This is a genomic window from Pseudomonas sp. FSL R10-2964 (assembly GCF_009600035.1).
Classification (GTDB): Bacteria; Pseudomonadota; Gammaproteobacteria; order Pseudomonadales; family Pseudomonadaceae; genus Aquipseudomonas; species Aquipseudomonas bubulae.
This window is the reverse complement of sequence record NZ_WIWH01000009.1, coordinates 103,382-122,586: the sequence shown is the minus strand read 5'-3', so window position 1 is coordinate 122,586 and position 19,205 is coordinate 103,382. Positions and strand designations below refer to the sequence as shown.

General features: G+C 60.3%; 18 protein-coding genes. 8 read left to right on the top strand and 10 right to left on the bottom strand.

Features of this window, described 5'->3' with window-relative positions:
* Positions 1 to 60: 60 nt before the first annotated feature.
* From GHN92_RS07470 to GHN92_RS07455, 4 genes are read left to right on the top strand one after another with little or no spacing between them, the layout of a single operon-like run.
* Complete coding sequence (locus GHN92_RS07470; RefSeq protein ID WP_094999773.1) at positions 61 to 1,191, top strand: ABC transporter permease; 1,131 nt, start codon at positions 61 to 63, stop codon at positions 1,189 to 1,191.
* A gap of 8 nt (positions 1,192 to 1,199) precedes the next feature.
* Positions 1,200 to 1,991: an ABC transporter ATP-binding protein gene (locus GHN92_RS07465; RefSeq protein WP_153326752.1), complete on the top strand. Its 792-nt coding sequence runs from the start codon at positions 1,200 to 1,202 to the stop codon at positions 1,989 to 1,991.
* Between the two features lies 1 nt (position 1,992).
* Complete coding sequence (locus GHN92_RS07460) at positions 1,993 to 2,931, top strand: MlaD family protein (protein WP_094999771.1); 939 nt, start codon at positions 1,993 to 1,995, stop codon at positions 2,929 to 2,931.
* Entirely contained in the window at positions 2,928 to 3,554 is a 627-nt protein-coding gene (locus GHN92_RS07455) for an ABC-type transport auxiliary lipoprotein family protein (RefSeq protein WP_094999770.1), read from the top strand. Before GHN92_RS07460 ends, GHN92_RS07455 begins: the two co-directional genes overlap by 4 nt.
* Before the next feature lie 228 nt (positions 3,555 to 3,782).
* On the opposite strand, the gene GHN92_RS07450 is transcribed toward GHN92_RS07455, so the two are convergent.
* From GHN92_RS07450 to GHN92_RS07440, 3 genes are read right to left on the bottom strand one after another with little or no spacing between them, the layout of a single operon-like run.
* A complete protein-coding gene (locus GHN92_RS07450) occupies positions 3,783 to 6,845 on the bottom strand; it encodes an efflux RND transporter permease subunit (protein WP_094999769.1) in 3,063 nt (1,020 codons plus the stop codon).
* Positions 6,842 to 7,909, bottom strand: coding sequence for an efflux RND transporter periplasmic adaptor subunit (locus GHN92_RS07445; protein ID WP_094999768.1), 1,068 nt, complete (start codon positions 7,907 to 7,909; stop codon positions 6,842 to 6,844). The genes GHN92_RS07450 and GHN92_RS07445 overlap by 4 nt, the downstream gene beginning before the upstream one ends.
* A complete protein-coding gene (locus GHN92_RS07440) occupies positions 7,906 to 8,997 on the bottom strand; it encodes an efflux RND transporter periplasmic adaptor subunit (protein ID WP_153379791.1) in 1,092 nt (363 codons plus the stop codon). Before GHN92_RS07440 ends, GHN92_RS07445 begins: the two co-directional genes overlap by 4 nt.
* Before the next feature lie 117 nt (positions 8,998 to 9,114).
* Here GHN92_RS07440 and GHN92_RS07435 point away from each other — a divergent pair, with 117 nt between their 5' ends.
* Positions 9,115 to 10,278, top strand: a complete 1,164-nt coding sequence (locus tag GHN92_RS07435; RefSeq protein ID WP_094999766.1) for an AAA family ATPase — start codon at positions 9,115 to 9,117, stop codon at positions 10,276 to 10,278.
* Positions 10,279 to 10,329: 51 nt separating this feature from the next.
* Here GHN92_RS07435 and GHN92_RS07430 read toward each other — a convergent pair whose 3' ends face one another.
* The 3 genes from GHN92_RS07430 to GHN92_RS07420 form a co-directional block, all read right to left on the bottom strand.
* Positions 10,330 to 11,112: a MetQ/NlpA family ABC transporter substrate-binding protein gene (locus tag GHN92_RS07430; RefSeq protein ID WP_153379789.1), complete on the bottom strand. Its 783-nt coding sequence runs from the start codon at positions 11,110 to 11,112 to the stop codon at positions 10,330 to 10,332.
* A 222-nt stretch (positions 11,113 to 11,334) separates the two neighbouring features.
* Positions 11,335 to 12,231, bottom strand: a complete 897-nt coding sequence (locus GHN92_RS07425) for a sigma 54-interacting transcriptional regulator (protein WP_153379787.1) — start codon at positions 12,229 to 12,231, stop codon at positions 11,335 to 11,337.
* Between the two features lie 49 nt (positions 12,232 to 12,280).
* Positions 12,281 to 12,862, bottom strand: coding sequence for an alpha/beta hydrolase (locus tag GHN92_RS07420; protein ID WP_153379785.1), 582 nt, complete (start codon positions 12,860 to 12,862; stop codon positions 12,281 to 12,283).
* A gap of 120 nt (positions 12,863 to 12,982) precedes the next feature.
* On the opposite strand from GHN92_RS07420, the gene GHN92_RS07415 reads away from it, so the two are divergent.
* The gene (locus GHN92_RS07415) at positions 12,983 to 13,462 is read left to right on the top strand and encodes a DUF962 domain-containing protein (RefSeq protein WP_094999762.1); all 480 of its coding nucleotides are present in this window, start codon (positions 12,983 to 12,985) and stop codon (positions 13,460 to 13,462) included.
* A gap of 100 nt (positions 13,463 to 13,562) precedes the next feature.
* On the opposite strand, the gene GHN92_RS07410 is transcribed toward GHN92_RS07415, so the two are convergent.
* A complete protein-coding gene (locus tag GHN92_RS07410) occupies positions 13,563 to 14,210 on the bottom strand; it encodes an HAD family hydrolase (RefSeq protein ID WP_094999761.1) in 648 nt (215 codons plus the stop codon).
* A 22-nt stretch (positions 14,211 to 14,232) separates the two neighbouring features.
* On the bottom strand, positions 14,233 to 14,781 hold the full coding sequence (locus tag GHN92_RS07405; RefSeq protein ID WP_095017850.1) for a gamma carbonic anhydrase family protein: 549 nt from the start codon (positions 14,779 to 14,781) through the stop codon (positions 14,233 to 14,235).
* 102 nt (positions 14,782 to 14,883) lie between these two features.
* Here GHN92_RS07405 and prlC point away from each other — a divergent pair, with 102 nt between their 5' ends.
* Complete coding sequence (gene prlC / locus GHN92_RS07400; protein WP_094999976.1) at positions 14,884 to 16,935, top strand: oligopeptidase A; 2,052 nt, start codon at positions 14,884 to 14,886, stop codon at positions 16,933 to 16,935.
* Positions 16,932 to 17,210, top strand: a complete 279-nt coding sequence (locus tag GHN92_RS07395; protein ID WP_094999759.1) for a YheV family putative zinc ribbon protein — start codon at positions 16,932 to 16,934, stop codon at positions 17,208 to 17,210. The genes prlC and GHN92_RS07395 overlap by 4 nt, the downstream gene beginning before the upstream one ends.
* 126 nt (positions 17,211 to 17,336) lie before the next feature.
* On the opposite strand, the gene GHN92_RS07390 is transcribed toward GHN92_RS07395, so the two are convergent.
* Together GHN92_RS07390 and cysW are read right to left on the bottom strand one after the other, a co-directional pair.
* Complete coding sequence (locus tag GHN92_RS07390) at positions 17,337 to 18,317, bottom strand: sulfate/molybdate ABC transporter ATP-binding protein (RefSeq protein ID WP_094999758.1); 981 nt, start codon at positions 18,315 to 18,317, stop codon at positions 17,337 to 17,339.
* A gap of 3 nt (positions 18,318 to 18,320) precedes the next feature.
* On the bottom strand, positions 18,321 to 19,193 hold the full coding sequence (gene cysW / locus GHN92_RS07385) for a sulfate ABC transporter permease subunit CysW (protein WP_094999757.1): 873 nt from the start codon (positions 19,191 to 19,193) through the stop codon (positions 18,321 to 18,323).
* Between the last annotated feature and the right edge of the window lie 12 nt (positions 19,194 to 19,205).

Genomic DNA, 19,205 nt, shown 5'->3' with positions numbered 1-19,205 from the left:
GCTATTACATAAGGTCTGCGTTCAAACGTACCGAGCTGGGAGCTTAAGACTATTACGGCCATGGCGGGCAATGCCCAACTAGACACTTCCGGTAATCCGGCGCGACTGCTGATCAGCGGCGACTGGACGCTTGCCCATTACACACGCCTCAAGCAGCAGACCGAACAGCTGGTCGGCAAGTACGATGCACAGACCGCCATCAACCTGGACGACGTGTCCAGCATCGATACGGCCGGGGCTTCGCTGCTGGTGGAGCTGCTGGGGGCAGAGCGCGTCAGCCAGTTGACCGACACCGCCCAAAAACTCCCCGCCGCCGACCGCGCCTTGCTGCAAACGGTCTATTCCTCGATGCGCGATTTTTGCGTGCCGGTCGCAGCCCAGGAACAGAACGTCGGCATCCTCTTGCTCAGCCGCATCGGCAGCGCGGTCTACAAGCTGTGGCAAGACTCCCTGCAACTGCTGGGGTTTATCGGCCTGATCCTGCAGACCCTGGCGCGCAACCTGTTTCGACCCAAACAATGGCGCATTACCCCGGTGGTGGCGCATATCGAGCAGATCGGTCTTAACGCCGCGCCGATCGTGGTGTTGCTGACCTTTATGGTAGGCGCCGTAGTGGCGTTTCTCGGTGCCACGGTACTGGCCAACTTTGGTGCGGGGATTTTTACCGTTGACCTGGTGGCGTTTTCCTTCCTGCGTGAATTTGGCGTGTTGCTCACCGCCATCCTTCTGGCCGGGCGCACGGCCAGTGCCTTTACCGCGCAAATCGGCTCGATGAAGGCCAACGAAGAGATCGACGCGATCCGCACCCTGGGCCTCGATCCGATGGACTTGCTGGTGTTGCCACGGGTGCTGGCGCTGTTGATTTCCCTGCCGCTACTGACGTTCATGGCCATGATGGCGGGCATCCTCGGCGGTGCCGTGGTCTGCGTGGTGTCCCTGGGTATCTCGCCGGACATGTTTATTTCGCTGCTGCACTCGGATATCGGCGTGCAGCACTTTTTGGTGGGCATGGTCAAAGCGCCGTTCTTTGCCTTCCTGATTGCCGCGGTCGGCTGCCTTGAAGGCTTTAAAGTCAGCGGCAGCGCAGAGTCGGTGGGCGCCCACACCACATCCAGCGTGGTGCAATCGATCTTTATCGTGATCGTCCTCGACGCCGTGGCCGCGTTGTTCTTTATGGAGATGGGCTGGTGAGTACGTCCCTGCGCAAACCCGGCGAGACCGTGATCGAGGTGCGTGACCTGTGCAACCGCTTTGGTAGCCAGACCGTGCATGAACACCTCGACCTTGATGTGTACAAAGGTGAGATTCTCGGCGTGGTCGGCGGCTCCGGCACCGGCAAATCCGTGCTGCTGCGCAGCATTGTCGGTTTGCGTCGGCCCACTGAAGGGCAGGTCCGGGTGTTTGGCCAGGACTTGATGAGCCTTGATGAACAGGCGCGCTCAATGATCGAGCGGCGCTTTGGTGTGCTGTTTCAGATGGGTGCGCTGTTTTCTTCACTGACGGTAAAAGAGAACATCGCCCTGCCCCTGATCGAGCACGCCGGCCTGAGCCGGCCTGATGCCGAGCACCTGGCGTGCGTCAAGCTGGCGCTGTCGGGATTGCCCCTGTCGGCAGCAGACAAGTACCCGTCTTCACTGTCCGGTGGCATGGTCAAGCGCGCAGCGCTGGCCCGGGCGCTGGCGCTGGACCCGGACATCCTGTTTCTGGACGAACCCACCGCTGGGCTGGATCCGATCGGCGCGGCGGCCTTTGACCAACTTATCCTGACACTGCGCGATGCGCTGGGGTTAAGCGTGTTCCTGGTCACCCACGATCTGGACACGCTGTACACCATCACTGACCGGGTGGCGGTGCTGTCGCAAAAACGGGTGCTGGTGGCGGCACCCATCACTGAGGTCGAAGACTACGACGACCCGTGGATTCATGACTATTTCCATGGCCCCCGTGGCCGCGCCGCGTACGAAGCGGCAACCCACCTCAAGGAGCAATGACATGGAAACCCGTGCCCATCATGTATTGATCGGCCTGTTCAGCGTCCTGATTGTCGTCGGGGCCATGCTGTTTGGCCTGTGGCTGGCCAAGGCGAGCATGGACAGCACGTTCAAGGATTACGAAGTGGTGTTCAACGAAGCCGTCAGCGGCCTGTCCAAAGGCAGCTCGGTGCAATACAACGGGATCAAGGTCGGCGACGTGATCGAACTGCGCCTGGACGACAAGGACCCGCGCCGGGTACTGGCGCGCATTCGTCTGGCGGCCAACACCCCGGTCAAGGTCGACACCAAGGCCAAGCTGGCGCTGACCGGCGTGACCGGGACTTCGATCATCCAGCTCAGTGGCGGTGACCCCAACAGCCCGCCCCTCAAGGGCAAGGACGGCAAGCTGCCGGAAATCGTGGCTTCGCCCTCGCCCATTGCCCGCCTGCTCACCGACGGCTCTGACGTGATGGCCAACGTCAATATGCTGCTGCATAACGCCAATGCGTTGTTCTCCGAAGACAACGTCAACCGTGTCAGCAAGACCCTGGACAACCTTGAGCAAACCACTACAGCCATTGCCGGTCAGCGCGGCGATATCAGCCAGACATTGAAACAGCTGGCCCAGGTCGGTAAACAGGCCAGCGTCACGCTTGAGCAAACCAACGTGCTGATGCGCAACGCCAACGGCCTGTTGAGCACCGAAGGCAAACAGATGTTCAACAGCGCCGAGCAGGCCATGAACTCCCTGCAGCAGAGCACGGCGACGATCAACAAACTGATCAACAACAATGAGGACTCGCTCAACAGCGGCCTGCAGGGGCTGAATCAGCTCGGCCCTGCAGTCAATGAACTGCGCGAAACCCTTGGCACATTGCGCTCGATCTCGCGGCGCCTGGAATCCAATCCAAGCGGTTACTTGCTGGGCCGCGAGCAGAACAAGGAATTCACCCCATGAAGCGCACCTATCGCCTGGCAGGTTCCATCGCCCTTGCTACTGGTCTGAGCCTGCTCAGCGCCTGCTCGATTTTGCCCAAACCCGAGATAGTCGATGTGTATCGGCTGCCGGCGGCGCAAGCACCCATGGCCGTCAGCCAGAGTACGCCAGTGAAGTGGTCATTGCGTCTGGAAAAGCCGATGACCACTGGCGCGTTGAACAGCCAGAACATCGTGGTGGTGCCTGAGGGCAACCTGATCAGTAACTACAAAGGTGCCCGCTGGAGCGATACGGCCCCGGTGCTGTTGCGCAACCGTCTGCTTGAGGCCTTCTTGCAGGATGGCAGGATCCAGGGCTTGAGCACCGATGACAGCAACTTGCAGTCCGATTACGAACTGGGGGGCGAATTGTTGGCGTTTCAGACCCACTACAACGGCAAAAGCCCGGAAGTGCTGATCCAGTACAACGCCCGCCTGGTACGCAGCAGCGATCAGCGGGTGATTGCTTCCAAACGCTTTGAGACGCGCCAGCCGCTGAGCAACCCGATGGTACCAGGCGTGGTCGCAGGTTTTGGCCAGGCCAGTGATGTGCTGATGCCACAAGTGGTGCAGTGGGTGATGCAGCAGGGGCAGGCGCAGCGTTAAAAAGCCCGAAGCAAGAGCCCAAAGCCCCTCCCCCCAACCCTCTCCCTGCGGAGAGGGTTGAAACCAGGTTCACACCTCCCTTCAATTAAAGACCGCTGTCTTGATACCGGCATTCGTAAATTCACACTAATCACCCTGCTGTAGGAGCGGGCTTGCTCGCGATGGGATCGACGCGGTGTGTCTGTCAGACCACGTCGTCCGAATCGCGAGCAAGCCCGCCCCACTGGGTTACGCATGTTCTGGCGGCGGGTTCTTGTTCTCCTTGATCTTGTACGAAGCCACATACAGCGCTGGCAGAAACAACAGCGTGAGCAAGGTGGCCGATAGAATGCCGCCGATCATGGCGTAGGCCATCGGCCCCCAGAACACGTCCCGGGCAATCGGAATCATGCCCAGGCTGGCCGCTGCCGCGGTCAGCAGAATCGGCCGACGACGATGCTGGGTGGCTTGCATCACCGCGTGCCACGGATCGAAGCCGTCGCGTTCGTACTGGTCGATCTGGGTCACCAGGATCACCGAGTTACGCACGATGATGCCCACCAGCGCCAGAATCCCCAGGATCGCCACAAAGCCCATCGGCGTGCCGGTGGGCACCAGCGCCAGCACCACACCGATCAGCCCCAGCGGCGCGACACTGACCACCAGGAACATCTTGTGCACGCTTTGCAGCTGGATCATCAGGAAGGTTGCCATCAAGAACAGCATCAACGGCACGACTTTGGCGATCGGGCCCTGGGCCTTGGCGCTTTGTTCTACCGTGCCGCCGGTTTGCACGTTGTAGCCTTCAGGCAGGTTGGCGGCAAACTTGTCGACTTCGGGCTTGAGCACCTTGACCAGATCGGTCGGTTGCATCGAGCCGCGCACCGAGGCCTTGAGGGTCAGGGTGGGGATCCGGTCACGGCTCCAGATCAGCGGCTGCTCCAGCTCGTAGCGCACCGTGGCAAAAGCCAATAGCGGGATCGAGGTGCCGCTGGGGGTGGTGATCTGCAGGTTGAGCAGGGTTTCCGGGGTACCGCGCTCGTTACTGTTGGCCCGACCGACGATATTGATCAGGTAAATGTTGTCCTTGACCTGGCTGACGGCGGCACCGCTGACGATGCTGTTCATCACATGGGCCACGTCTTCGGATGACAGCCCGAACTGGCGGGCCTTGTCCTGGGCAATGTCGATACGCAGCACCTTGCCGGGCTCGTTCCAGTTGAAGATGGTTTCACCGACATTGGGGTTGGCGTCGAGCACCGAGGCCAGGTCGATCGAGTACTTGCGCACCAGGTCGATATTCGGCCCGCTGACCCGATATTGCAGCGGCTGGCCCACCGGCGGCCCCAGTTCCAGGGTGTGCACGAAGCTGCCCACCCCCACAAAGTCCTCGCGCAAGCGTTTGTTGAGCCGTTCGATCAGGGCATCACGGCTTTCCAGGCCTTTGCTGACAATCACCAACTGGGCATAGAAAGGGTTTTGCAGTTGCTGATCGAGCGGCAGGTAGAAACGGATCGCGCCTTCACCGATGTACGAGCTCCAGCGCACGATATCGTCATCGCCCTTAAGCGACTCTTCAAAACGCTGGGTGACCTTGAGCGTCTCCTGGATCGAGGCGTTTTGCGGCAGGTTCAGGTCCACCAGAATCTCGGGGCGGTCAGAGGCCGGGAAAAACTGGTTCTGCACCAGGCCCATGCCGAACACCGCCAGTACAAACATCAGCACTGTCGCGCCAATGGTCGTCCAGCGATAACGCATGCACCACAGCAGCGCGGTGTCGAAGGCCTGGGCCAGGCGCCCGGGTTTCTCGGGCTTGGGTTTGACCTTGGCGCTGAGGATATGCACGCCCAGCACCGGCGCGAACAGCACGGCCACCACCCACGACACCAGCATTGCCACGGCAATCACCGCGAACAGGGTGAAGGTGTACTCCCCCGCCGAGCTGTTGTTAAGGCCGATGGGCACAAAGCCTGCCACGGTCACCAGTGTCCCGGTGAGCATCGGGAACGCCGTGGAATGATAGGCAAAGGTCGCCGCCTGCTCCTTGGTTTCCCCAAGTTCCAGCCGGGTGATCATCATCTCCACCGTGATCATCGCATCGTCCACCAGCAGGCCCAGGGCGATGATCAGCGCACCCAGCGACACGCGCTGCATGGCGATGCCGGTAAATTCCATAAACACGAACACCAGCGCCAGCACCAACGGGATCGAGATCGCCACCACCAGACCGGCGCGCAGGCCCAGGCTGATGAAACTCACCGCCAGTACAATCACCACCGCCTCAAACAGGGCGCTGGTGAAGCCGCTGACAGCTTCCTCGACCACTTGCGCCTGATCGGACACCATATGCACGCCAACACCCACCGGTAACTGCGCGGTCAGGTCGTCGATGCGCTGCTGTAGTTGCTTGCCGAACTCCTGAATGTTGCCACCATCAATCATGGCGATTGCCAGACCAATGGCCGGCTTGCCGTTGTAATGGAACATGGGGGCCGCGGGGTCGACGTAGCCACGGGTGATTTCGGCAATGTCGGCCAGGCGGTAAAAACGGTCGTTGACCCGCAGATTCACGGCGGCCAGATCCTCAACGCTGTGGAACTGCCCCGAGGTGCGTACCGACATGCGCTCCGGCCCGGCCTCGATTACCCCGGCGGGAGTGACGGCGTTCTGCTCTTGCAGGCTTTCCAGAATGTGCTGTTGGTCGAGGCCCAAAGCTGCCAGTTTGCGGGTCGAGAAATCCAGGTAGAAAGTTTCGTCCTGTTCACCGATGGTCATCACCTTGCCGCGATTGGGTACATCGCGAATGCCGGTGCGCACTTGCTCTACATAGTCGCGCAGCTGACGCATGGTGAAGCCGTCGCCGGTGAAGGCGAAAATGGTGCCATAGACATCACCGAACTCATCGTCGAACCCCGGGCCTTGAATGCCCTGGGGAAAGTCGCCGCGAATGTCGCCGATCTTTTTGCGCACCTCATACCAGATATGCGGGATGGCATCGGCTTTGGTGGTGTCCTTGAGGAACACAAACACCGTCGATTCACCGGGCCGGGTGTAACTTTGCACGTAGTCGAGAGAATCCAGCTCCTCAAGCTTTTTCTCGATGCGGTCGGTGATTTGCAGGCGGGTTTCGTCGACCGTAGCACCGGGCCATTTGGACTGGATGACCATGGTTTTGATGGCGAAGGACGGGTCTTCAGCGCGCCCCAGATTGATGTATGAAAAAATCCCGGCGACCACCGCGACAAACATCAAATACCAGACAAATGACTGATGCTTCAGGGCCCACTCGGACAGGTTGAACTTCCCATTCATTGCGAGCTTTCCTTATCGAGTCTGACTTTCTGCCCGGGGGTGAGGCTGTACACACCTGCACTGACCACCCTGTCGCCGGTTTTGATGCCACCCGACAACAGCACGTTGCGGGCGTCGCGGCGCAGTACGCTGACGTCACGCGGGCTGACGGTTTGAGTGGCGCTGTCAATGATCCATACGCGGCTGTGGCCGTCGACTTCCTGCAGGGCAGTGAGCGGCAGCTGGAAGTGCTCGGCCGTCGGGCTGCTGACGGTCACGCTGACCGAGCTGCCAAGACGGAATGCCGCCGGCGTCTGGTCCAGTGTCAGGCGGGTGCGCCGGGTGCGGGTGGCGCTGTCGGCTTGCGGGGCGATTTCGCGGACATGGGCGCGGGTGTTGATAGTCGGGTCGAGCTGGCCGGCGACGAGGAATTCGATACCTTTGGGCAGTGCTTCGGCCAACGGACCCGGGAGGTCGATGACCGCCTCCTTGATTTCAGGGCGGGCCAGTGTGACCACTTCCTGGCCAATGCTCACCACTTGCCCGGCCTCGGCATGCCATTGGGTAATCACGGCATCATGGTCGGCGCGCAGGTTGCAGTAGCTGAGCTGGTCCTGAGCCTGATTGACCGCAGCCTGCGCCTGCTGCATCGAAGCCTGTGTGGTCTTGAGGTCGGCTTGCGCGGTGTCCAGTTGGGCCTGGGCGCCCACACCACGGTCGAACAGCTCTTGCTGACGACGGGCATTGGCCCTGGCGTTGATCAATTGTGCCTGTACCTTGGCCAAATCACCCTGGGCCGCACGCAGCTGGTTTTGCTGATCGGTGGGGTCGAGGTTAGCCAGAATGTCACCCTGTTTCACCACCGCACCCACATCGTAATAACGGCGCACGATGCGCCCCGGAACACGAAAGCCCAGGGTGCTTTCATAACGAGCTTCGATACTCCCAGCAAAGCGGCCCAGATCCTGGACCAGCTCGGGCCGGGCAATCACATACAGCGCCGGGCGAACGGGTTCCGGCGGCTGTTTCTCCGAGCAGCCCATCAGCATCGCAGCAGCCAGCGGCATCATCCATAAACGCCTCATAGCTGCACCCCTTCTGCCGGTGCGGGAACGATTTCAACTTTCATGCCCGGGTGTAACAACTGCCCCCCTGCAACCACGACTTTTTCTCCATCCTTGAGGCCTTCGCTGACAATCACGCTGCCGGTCAGGTAGCGCCCGACCTTGACCCGTTGCAGGCGTACATTGCTTTGCTCGTCGGCGATCCATACGGCGGGCTCGCTGATGTCCTTGGTCAGGGCCGACCATGGCAGTTCAATGCTGGCGCTGGGCGGCGGGGTCAGGTTGACACTGACAATCGAGCCCAGGTCCATGCCCTTGGGCAAGGCGTCGAGCTGCACCTTGATCTGCAGCGTGCCGCTTTGTGCCGCAACCGTGGGAGTGATTTCACGGATCTGGCCGTTGACCTTGATTGTCGGATCGCTCAGCAGCGTGACCTGTACCGTGGGGTCTTTGGGGGGTTCGATAAACAGCGATTCATACACGTTGAATACGGCATCCCGTGCGCCATCGCGGGCCAGGGTAAAAATCGGCATGGTGGCCTGTACCACCTGCCCGACTTCGGCCTGGCGCGCGGTGATGATGCCCGGTGCCTCGGCCTCCAGGTTGCTGTAACTCAGTTGTTCGCGGGCGTTGGCCAATTGCGCCTGGGCCGCTGCGAGGGCACTTTTGGCGCTCAGTTGGGCGGCATTGGCAGCATCGTATTCGCTTTGGCTGGTGTAGCCCTTTGGCAGCAGCTTTTGCTGACGCACAAACGCCGCGCGGGTTTGCACCACTTGCGCCTGTTGCGCGTTAACGCTGGCCTGGGCGGTCTCGACCTGGATCTTCAGGTCTTTGGGGTCGAGACGGGCCAGCACCTGATGGGCCTGGATATGGTCACCTACATCCACCTTGCGCTCGATAATCTTGCCACCCACCCGGAATGACAGCTGGGTTTCGACCCGGGCCTGAATATCACCGCTGAGCTGGATCGGTGGGGCGAACTCACGGGTACTCACCTCTTGCACATACACCCGGGGGGACAGAGGCTCTTTGGGGCCCTCCTTGCCGCACGCGGTGAGAAGCGCCAACAGGCTCAAGCCCAAAATGCCCGTGTTCAGTGGACCAGCCATGCAAGCTCCTTTGCGTGATGCCGTTTAACATGCGGATACGGTTGATAGCGTAGAACAGTGTTCAGCGTCTGTGGGACTCTATTACCGCCTATCAGTTTCACGAAATGAGGTCACCCCATGCTCACCACCCTGGCCGTGGCCAACTACCGTTCCATCAATCAGTTGGTGGTGCCCCTGGCCCGGCTGAATCTGATCACCGGCCCCAATGGCAGTGGCAAATCCAACCTTTATCGCGCCCTGCGCTTGTTGGCCGAAACCGCCCAGGGGGGTGTGGTCAATGCCCTGGCCCGTGAAGGCGGCCTGAGCTCGACGTTCTGGGCCGGGCCTGAGGTGATCTCCCGCCGCATGAAGCTGGGCGAGGTTGATGTCAACGCCAGCGTGCCCCAGGAAGCCAAGCGCCTGCGCCTTGGTTTTGCCGGAGAAGACTTCAGCTACGCCATCGCCCTGGGCTTGCCGATACCCGGACGCACGCAGTTCAACCTCGACCCGCAGATCAAGCATGAGAGCCTATGGGCAGGGCCTTTTTACCGCCCGGCCAGCGAGCTGGTTGAACGTAAAGGCCCCATGATCCGCGCCCGTGACGGCCGCAACTGGCAGGTGTTGGCACAGCACACGCCGCTTTTCGACAGCCTGTTCGATCAGGTCGGCAGCTTGCAGGCATCCCCTGAAGTGTTGCAGTTGCGCGAGTCCATCCGTGGCTGGCGTTTCTACGATCACTTTCGCACCGACCCCGACGCGCCTGTGCGCCAACCACAACTGGGCACGCGTACGCCGGTGCTGCATCACGATGGTCGTGATCTGGCCGCTGCGTTGCAAACAATCCTTGAGGTCGGCAACCCTGAAGCCTTGCATGCCGCGATCAGCGATGCATTCCCTGGCGCACGGCTGGAAATCGAATGTGTGCCCGGCGGGCATTTTTATATCGAGTTTTATCAAGAGGGGCTGTTGCGCCCGTTGTCTGCCGCCGAGCTCTCGGACGGCACCTTGCGCTATCTGCTGCTGGTTGCGGCTTTGCTGACCCCGCGTCCGCCGAGCATGATGGTGCTCAACGAACCGGAAACCAGCTTGCACCCCGATTTGTTGCCCGCGCTGGCGCGGCTGATCATCAGTGCTTCGCAGCACTCGCAGGTGTGGGTGGTATCCCATGCCCGGCGTCTGATCGCCGCCCTGCAACAAGACCCTGAGTGCAACTGCATCGTGCTGGAAAAAAACCTTGGCCAGACAGAAGTGGTCGGCCAACGCATGCTGGACCAGCCCGCCTGGTATTGGCCCGACAAATAAAAACGCCGACGCTATAAAAGCCGTCGGCGTTTTCAGTAGCCTGGCGTGTAATCAGAACGCTGGCAGTACCGCACCTTTGTATTTTTCAGCAATAAAGGCTTTTACTTCAGGGCTGGTCAGGGCCTTGGCCAGCTTCTGGATTGCGACGCTGTCCTTGTTGTCAGGGCGGGCAACCAGGAAGTTCACGTATGGCGAATCAGCACCTTCGATGATCAGCGCGTCAGTGCCCGGGTTCAGGCCTGCTTCCAGCGCGTAGTTGGTGTTGATCATGTCCAGGTCAACCTGGTCCAGCACCCGTGGCAGCAGTGCGGACTCAAGCTCTTTGAACTTGAAGTTGTGCGGGTTCTTGGCGATGTCCTTCGGGGTCGACACAGCGTTGGTCGGGTCTTTGAGTTCGATCAGACCGGCCTTTTGCAGCAGGATCAGGGCACGGCCGCTGTTGCTGCCTTCGTTAGGGATAGCGATGGTTGCGCCGTCTTTAAGCTCGGACAGGTTTTTGACCTTCTTCGAGTAGCCACCGAAGGGTTCAACGTGAACACCGATCACGGTGGTCAGGTTGGTGCCTTTGCCTTTATTGAAGCTTTCCAGGTATGGAAGGGTCTGGAAGTAGTTGGCGTCCAGGTGTTTTTCGGCCACTTGCACGTTGGGTTGCACATAATCGGTGAAGACCTTGATGTCCAGATCCACGCCTTCTTTGGCGAGGGTTGGTTTGATCAGCTCAAGGATTTCGGCGTGAGGCACCGGCGTTGCGGCAACCACCAGTTTTTCGCCAGCCTGTGCCAGGCCTGCAGTCAAAGCAGCCGCCAATGCGGTAAACAACAGAACCTTTTTCATGCGATACCCTTATGTGTGTGACCGTTCGTATGACGGTTTTCCTGGAAGACGAAGCGAACAATACCGAGTTTCTTTATTCCAGAACAATAATATTTATTCAGCTTCTTATGCCATTTTGTTCACTTGAGTTTTTTTGGGAGCGGGCTTGCCCGCGACAGGAACGCCGTGGTGTGACAGATACACCGCGTCGCTGCCATCGCGGGCAAGCCCGCTCCCACAGGGTCAAGGCAACAACTGCCTGATCGCCGCCAACTCCTGTGCCGTGGCGCTTTTTACAAACAGCTCGATCTGGCTCAGGGCGTCAGGCAGGTTCAAGTGCTCGGGCTGGATCTCCTCGCCCGTGCTCACCAGCAAAGCAAAATGAATCACGTTTTCCAGCTCACGGGTATTGCCCGGCCAGCTGTGGCGCTCAAGTACCCGCTGGGCTCTGTCGCTGATAAACGGCACGGGCAGGTTCAGGCGCTGGCTGTAAATGCCCAGGAAATATTCGGCCAGCGAAAGGATGTCCCCCGGCCGCTCGCGCAACGCGGGTAAGTCCAGCCGCCCTTCGCTGAGGTAGTGATACAGCCGCTCGTGGAATTTTCCGGCAGCCACCGCCTGCGCCAGATCGATACTGGTGGCCGCCACCAGGCGCACGTCCACCGGGCTCGGTTGATGGGCGCCCACACGGGTGACTTCGTGGGTTTCCAGGGCCGCCAGCAGCTTGGTCTGGATTGCCCACGGCAAGTCGCCGATTTCGTCCAGATAAAGAGTCCCGCCATTGGCCGAACCAAACCACCCGGCGCGGCTGCTGGCCGAACTGCTGTGTGTTCCGGCGGCATAGCCAAACAGCTCGGCGTCAGCGTAAGTGGGGCTGATGGCACCGCAATTGACTGACACAAACAGGCCGGTGCGGTCACTGGCGCGGTGGATATGTCGAGCGAGCAGCTCTTTGCCGCTGCCGGTTTCACCACGAATCAGCACGGGCAAGGCGCGCGGCGCGAGCAGCTCCAGATCGTTGCGTAATTGGCGCGAGCGGGGGTCGACAAACACCAGCGCTTTGGCGCGAATGCTCAGCGGGCTTTTTTCCGCGTCAGGAAAGGTCAGCAGCGGCTGACCGAAGGTTTCATGCAGGCTCATGGCAGGCTCCCGCCCGCCGCCGGAGGGTGGGCGCGGGCGTTACAGGAATTCACGCGCGACGCAGGGCGCCGTGCTCGATACGGGTTTGCAGGCGGTATAAAAAGGCGAAGCCTTGCTCCCAGCGCTGGTGTCCGGATTTAACGTTGATATGCCCGGCGCCGCTGATGATGCCGATCTCGGCGCCCCATTGACGGGCAAATTCCATAGCCCGTGGCGCGCTGACAGCACCATCGTTATCCGAGCTGACGATGTGGCTTGGAAAAGGCAACGACCGGGTCGGGATCGGGGGAAAGTTGCGCAAGGCCGGCGCACAGGCCGGGCGCTCGACGTCTGCCGGGGCCACCAGCAACGCGCCGCGCACTTGGTTTAACAGGCTTTCTGGCGCACGCTCGGCCCAATGGGCTACGGTAATGCAACCCAGGCTGTGGGCGATCAGGATCACGGGGGTGCTGTCGGCAGCAATGGCTTCGGCCAGGGCGGCGATCCAGTCTTCGCGGCGGGGCGTCAGCCAGTCGGCCTGCTCCACCCGAGCACTGTTCGGCAAGCTGTTTTGCCAGTGGGTTTGCCAATGATCGTCGGACGAACCTTGCCAGCCCGGCACTATCAAATAGCGAATCGAATCGTTGCCCATGGGTGTGCGCCTCCAGCGGTATGTGTGTTACCGAGTCAGTATAGGGACGGTTTTTAGATTCGCTAAGGAATAAGAAGCTATTTGTTTATAACTAAAAATAAAATTTGAGGGTTCTGCACCATGAAAAGCCTGGTCGACCATTTGAGCCAATATGCTGCCTATCACCGCGACCCGCACAATATCGCCACGCATTTCGTGGGCATCCCGCTGATCGTGATTGCCGTTGCAACGCTGCTGTCGCGCCCGCAATGGATGGGTATTTCACCGGCAGTGCTGGTGATGCTGGCCAGTGCCGTGTTTTACCTGCGCCTTGAGTTGCGCCTGGGGTTGTTGATGACGCTGCTGCTGGCTTTGACGGTGTGGCTGGGGCACGCGCTGGCGGGGTTGGGCACCGCTGCCTGGCTAGGCTGGGGCATTGGACTGTTTGTGGTGGGCTGGGTGTTTCAGTTTGTCGGGCATTACTACGAGGGGCGCAAGCCGGCGTTTATCGATGACGTCACCGGGCTGATCGTGGGACCGCTGTTTGTGGTGGTGGAACTGGGGTTTTTGCTGGGCTGGCGCGAGGATTTGCGTCGAGAGATGGCGCTGCGCGCCGGTTAGCGCATTGTGGGAGCGGGCTTGCTCGCGATTGGGCCACCGCAGGGTGAAAGAGTCACCGCGTCGTGGCCATCGCGGGCAAGCCCGCTCCCACAAGGGCAGGTCAGCGCTTGAACGCCTGATGCAACTGCGCCAGGGTTTCGAAGTGGTACTTGGGTGCAAACGAGTTCAGCTCTTCAAAGCTGCCAAAGCCATAGCCCACCGCCGCTGCGTCCATGCCGTTGTCGCGGGCACCGATCAGGTCGTGCTTGCGATCACCGATCATCAGGGTTTGCGCCGGGTCCAGTCCTTGTTCGTTGACCAGATGGGCAATCAGCTCAACCTTGTTGGTGCGGGTACCGTCCAGTTCGCTACCGTAGATCACCTTGAAGTGCCTGGCGAAATCAAAGTGGCGGGCAATTTCGCGGGCATAGATATGCGGCTTTGAGGTAGCGATAAACAGTTGGCGGCCCTGTGCAACCAGCTCTTCCAGCAAGGGAGTGACACCCTCGAACACTTCATTTTCGTACAGCCCGGTCACGGCAAAACGCTCGCGGTAAAAGCCCATCGCTTCCCACGCCTTCGCCTCGTCGAAGCCATAACTGGCCATGAACTGTTGCAGCAGCGGCGGGCCTATGAAGTGCTCGAGTTTGCTCAGGTCTGGCTCATCAATGCCCAGTTTGCTCAAACCGAACTGGATCGAGCGGGTGATCCCTTCCCGTGGGTCGGTCAGGGTGCCATCGAGGTCGAACAATACGTTCTGGTAATGCATGCAGGGCTCCAAAAAGGGGGGCTTAAACGGGCTGGGCGTAGCCTTCGGCCAAGTGCTGGTCCTTGAGCTTGACGTAATTGCCGGCACTGTAGGTAAAGAAGGCCTTTTCTTTTTCGGTCAATTCGCGCACTTGCTTCACCGGGCTGCCCACATACAGAAAGCCGCTGGCCAGGCGTTTGCCCGGTGGCACCAGACTGCCCGCACCGACGATCACGTCGTCTTCAATCACGGCGCCGTCCATCACGATGCTACCCATGCCGATCAGGATGCGGCTGCCCACGTTACAGCCGTGCAACATGACTTTGTGGGCGATGGTCACGTCATCACCGATCAGCAGCGGGAAGCCTTCAGGGTTGAAGGGCCCGGCGTGGGTGATGTGGAGTACGCAACCGTCCTGCACGCTGGTGCGCGCACCGATGCGGATGCGGTGCATATCGCCGCGAATCACGGTCAGTGGCCAGATGGAACTGTCGGCGCCGATTTCGACGTCACCGATCACCACCGCCGAGCGATCGACAAAGGCACGCTCTCCCAAGGTCGGTGTGTGCTGCTGGAATGGACGAATGGACACAAATAGCTTCCTTCTTTAGCCGTAATAGGGCGTTGCAATGCTGCGGTCAGCGTCGATTGTAATTAAGATGAGCCAATGTTTCTTCCAGCCAAGGTGCCAAACGTGAGCGAGAACAACCCTCTATTGCAGCCCTATGACCTGCCGCCGTTCTCGGCGATCCGTCCTGAGCACGTACAGCCGGCCATCGAGCAGATCCTCGCCGACAACCGTGCCGGCATTCAAGCCATCCTCAAGGATCAGGGCCAGAACCCGACATGGGCAGGCCTGGTATTGGCGATGGATGAGTTGAACGACCGGCTGGGCGCGGCCTGGAGCCCGGTCAGCCACCTTAACGCGGTGTGCAACAGCGCAGAGCTGCGTGAAGCCTATGAGGCCTGCCTGCCGGCATTGAGCGCTTACTCCACCGAGATGGGCCAGAACCGTGAACTGTTCCAGGCCTTTGAAGCCCTGGCCCACAGCCCGCAAGTCGGCGACTTCGACCAGGCCCAGAAAACCATTCTTGAGCATTCGCTGCGCGACTTCCGCCTGTCGGGTATCGACCTGCCGGAGGCCGAGCAAAAGCGTTACGCCGAGGTACAAAGCAAGCTTTCCGAGTTGGGCAGCAAGTTCTCCAACCAGTTGCTGGACGCCACCCAGGCCTGGACCAAGCACATCACCGACGAAACAGCACTGGCGGGCCTGACCGACTCGGCCAAGGCGCAAATGGCGGCTGCCGCACAGGCCAAGGGCTTGGACGGCTGGCTGATCAGCCTCGAGTTCCCCAGCTACTTCCCGGTGATGACCTACGCCGAAGACCGCGCCCTGCGCGAAGAAGTCTACGCGGCTTACTGCACCCGCGCCTCGGACCAGGGCCCGAATGCCGGCAAGTTCGACAACGGCCCGGTAATGGAAGAAATTCTCGACCTGCGTCAGGAGCTGGCCAAGCTGCTGGGTTTTGCCAGCTTCGCCGAGCTGAGCCTGGCCACCAAAATGGCCGAGACACCGGATCAGGTGCTGACCTTCCTGCGTGACCTGGCCAAGCGCAGCAAGCCGTTCGCTGCCCGCGACCTTGAGCAACTGCAAGCCTACGCCAGCGAGCAAGGTACCCCTGAGCTGAAAAGCTGGGACACCGGCTTCTTTGGCGAAAAACTGCGTGAGCAGCGCTACAGCGTGTCGCAAGAAGCCCTGCGCGCCTACTTCCCGATCGACAAGGTACTGGGCGGGCTGTTCGCCATTGTCCAGCGCCTGTACGGCATCGAAATTGCCGAAATCAAAGGTTTCGATACCTGGCACCCGGATGTTCGCCTGTTCGAAATCAAGGAAAACGGCCAGCACGTCGGGCGCTTCTTCTTCGACCTCTATGCCCGCGCCAACAAGCGTGGCGGTGCCTGGATGGACGGTGCTCGCGACCGTCGCCGCACCGCAGCCGGCAAGCTGCAAAGCCCGGTGGCCAACCTGGTGTGCAACTTCACTCCAGCCGTTGCGGGCAAGCCTGCACTGCTGACCCACGACGAAGTGACCACCCTGTTCCACGAATTCGGCCACGGCTTGCACCATATGCTGACCGAGATCGAACACGCGGGTGTGTCGGGCATCAACGGCGTAGCCTGGGATGCGGTCGAGCTGCCGAGCCAGTTCATGGAGAACTGGTGCTGGGAACCTGAAGGCCTGGCGCTGATTTCCAGCCACTACGAAACCGGCGAAGCACTGCCAAAAGACCTGCTGGATAAAATGCTCGCAGCCAAGAACTTCCAGTCCGGGCTGATGATGATTCGTCAGCTGGAGTTCTCGTTGTTTGACTTCGAACTGCACGCCACCCACGGTGACGGTCGCAGCGTTGCGCAGGTGCTTGACGGCATCCGCGACGAAGTTTCGGTGATGCGTCCGCCTGCCTACAATCGCTTCCCGAACAGCTTTGCGCATATTTTCGCCGGCGGTTACGCCGCGGGTTACTACAGCTACAAGTGGGCAGAAGTGCTGTCGGCCGATGCGTTCTCGCGTTTTGAAGAAGAAGGCGTGTTCAACCCGCACACCGGCAAAGCGTTCCGCCAGGCGATCCTGGCCCGCGGCGGCTCGAAGGCCCCGATGGAGCTGTTCAAGGACTTCCGTGGCCGTGAGCCGTCGATTGACGCCCTGTTGCGTCACAGCGGCCTGACCGAGGACTCGGCAGCATGAGTGATGCACCGGTGAACGTGAGCAAAAAACGCTTTATCGCCGGGGCTGTCTGCCCGGCGTGCAGCGAACCTGACAAGTTGATGATGTGGAACGAAGACGAAGTGCCGCACCGCGAATGCGTGGCCTGCGGTTATTCGGATACGTTGAATGAACAGGGTTTGTCGGTGCCCAAGGAGTTGGGTACGCGGGTCAATACGTCAGCGCTGAAAAAAGCACCGGATCCCAAGGTGCAGGCGGTGCAGTTTTTTCCTAATCCGAAACTGAAAAAGCCCTGAAGATCAACAGCCCCTCACCCTCTCCCGGAGGGAGAGGGGGCTGAAGTCAAAAGCAGATTCACGCAACGCCATAGATCAAGCCCCCTCTCCCTCCGGGAGAGGGTTGGGGTGAGGGCGCTCGTGCTTTTAAGCCTTCTGCCACACCTTGGGCTTGAAGAACAACGTCTCGCCCCGCGCCAGATCGGTCAGGCTGTCATGGTCCTTGACCACTTCCACTTCGATCAACTCGCTCTGCCCTTCAACCTTCAATGTCACCCGGGTGGTTGCACCCAATGGGCGAATGTCACGCACCTCTGCAGCATGATGGTCTTCGATCTCGTGACGCGACAGTGACACTTCATGCGGACGGAACAGCACATGCTGGTCCTCACCGATATGCAGGCGGTTGGAGTCACCCAGGAAGTGATACACAAAGTCGCTGGCCGGGTTTTCATAGACTTCGCCCGGTGAGCCGATCTGCTCGATTACACCCTTGTTCATCACCACGATACGGTCGGCGACTTCCATCGCTTCTTCCTGGTCATGGGTCACGAACACGGAGGTCAGGTTGATATCTTCGTGCAGGCGCGCCAGCCAGCGGCGCAGTTCTTTGCGCACCTTGGCGTCCAACGCACCAAACGGTTCGTCCAGCAGCAGTACCTTGGGTTCTACCGCCAGGGCACGGGCCAGGGCGATACGCTGACGCTGACCGCCTGACAGCTGCTCAGGGTAGCGATCCGACAGCCAGTCCAGCTGCACCATGTTCAGCAACTCGTGGACTTTTTCAGCGATGCGGGTTTCGCTCGGGCGTTCCTTTTTCGGCTTCATGCGCAGGCCGAAAGCCACGTTATCGAACACCGTCATATGGCGGAACAGGGCGTAATGCTGGAACACAAAACCGACGTTGCGATCACGCACATCGTGCCCAGAGACGTCTTCACCGTGGAACACGATGTTGCCTTCGTCCGGGGTTTCGAGGCCGGCGATAATGCGCAGCAAAGTGGTCTTGCCGCAGCCCGACGGGCCGAGCAGGGCCACCAGCTCACCGCTATGAATGTCCAGATTGATGCTGTTCAGGGCCTTGAAGGCATTGAAATTCTTGCTGACGTTACGGACTTCGATCGACATGGTTTATTCCTCCGCGGCGCTGGCGCGCAGGCGGTTAATACGGGATTCGCTCCACTGCTTGAGCAGCAGGATGAAGAGCGCCAGGATCAGCAACAGGGTGGCCACGGCGAAGGCGGCAACGTGGTTGTATTCGTTGTAGAGAATCTCGACGTGCAGCGGCAGGGTGTTGGTCACCCCGCGAATGTGCCCGGAAACCACCGACACCGCACCGAACTCACCCATCGCCCGCGCAGTACACAGCACCACGCCGTAGATCAGGCCCCATTTGATATTGGGTACGGTCACGTGCCAGAACATTTGCCAGCCGTTGGCGCCCAGCAGGCGTGCGGCCTCCTCTTCCTGAGTGCCCTGCTCCTGCATCAGCGGGATCAGTTCCCGGGCCACAAAGGGCACGGTCACGAAGATGGTGGCCAGCACGATACCCGGCAAGGCGAATACGATCTGGATGTCGTGGTCCTGCAACCACGGACCGAGAAAGCCCTGCGCGCCAAACATCAGCACGTAGACCAGACCGGCGATCACCGGTGAGACTGAAAACGGCAGGTCGATCAGGGTGACCAGGATGCTCTTGCCGCGAAAGCTGTACTTGCTCACGCACCAGGCCGCGCTGACGCCGAAGACCACGTTCAGTGGCACCGAAATCACCACGGCGATAATGGTCAGCTTGAGGGCCGACAGGGCGTCGGGTTCGAGGATGGCGTCGAAAAAAGTACCGACCCCCATTTTCAAACCCTGGGACACCACGATCAGCAGCGGCAGCAGCAGGAACAGGGTGAAAAACAACCAGCCGAAGCCGATCAGCAGGCGCCGCGACAGCGGGCTGCCACGGCGGGCGGCATTGGCCACGGATGAAGCGCTCTGTGTTGAGCTGGACATGGTCAGGCCTCC